Raw genomic sequence first — 926 nt, 5'->3', positions numbered from 1 at the left:
AACACCAGGTGAGCGAGGAACAAGAGCAGGGACCGGCCAGCCGGCGGGGCTTCCTCGCGGGCTCGGCGGCGGCGGCCGTTACGGCGGCCGCGGCGACGGGATTCTCGGCGCTCCCCGGCTTCGTGTCTCCGGCTTCGGCCGCCACCCTGCCGAACATCCTGCTCATCGTCAGCGACGACCAGCCCAAGGAAACCCAGTGGGCGACGGAGAAGATTCTGAACTGGGTCGCCGGGCAGGGCGTGCGGTTCACCAACGGCCACTCCACCACGCCGCTGTGCGCGCCCTCGCGGTCGTCGATCTTCTCCGGTCGCTACGCCCACAACCACGGCGTGCGGGACAACGGGCACGCCTACAACCTGAACCAGAACACCACCGTGCAGCGCTACCTCAAGCAGGCGGGCTACCGCACCGGGCTGTTCGGCAAGTACCTCAACTCCTGGAACATCAACGACAACCCGCCGCACTTCGAGGAGTGGGCGCTGCTGCAGCCGAGCTACAACAACGGCACCTACAACGTCAACGGCACAGTCCAGACGATCAACGGGTACACCACCAACGTCATCAAGAACAGGACGCTGAGCTTCCTGGACAAGGCCGCCACCGACACGCGGCCGTGGTTCGCCTACGTGACTCCGTACGCCTCGCACGAGCCCAACACTCCCGCGGCCCAGTACGCCGACACGGTCGTGCCGACGTGGAACGGCCGTCCGTCGGTTTTCGAGACCGACAAGAGCGACAAGCCGGCCTACGTCCAGAACTCGAACAACACCTTGGCCGACGCCCAGGCGTTGCGTGAGCGGCAGTTGCGGACCCTGCTGTCCGTAGACGACGCGGTGCAGGCGTTCAAGGACAAGCTGGTGGCCCTCGGCCAGCTGAGCAACACACTGGTCATCTACATCCCGGACAACGGCTACCTCTGGGCCGAC

At 66.1% G+C, this 926-nt stretch carries 1 protein-coding gene; it reads left to right on the top strand.

Annotated features, from left to right (window positions below; all coding sequences use genetic code 11):
- Positions 1-8 precede the first annotated feature (8 nt).
- Positions 9-926 (top strand): sulfatase-like hydrolase/transferase (locus tag DD1DGNOD_RS29440; protein ID WP_241255714.1); only part of this gene is annotated, 918 nt, incomplete at its 3' end.

This window comes from Candidatus Protofrankia californiensis (assembly GCF_900634765.1).
Lineage (GTDB): Bacteria > Actinomycetota > Actinomycetes > Frankiales > Frankiaceae > Protofrankia > Protofrankia californiensis.
This window is presented reverse-complemented; position numbering and strand designations above follow the sequence as displayed.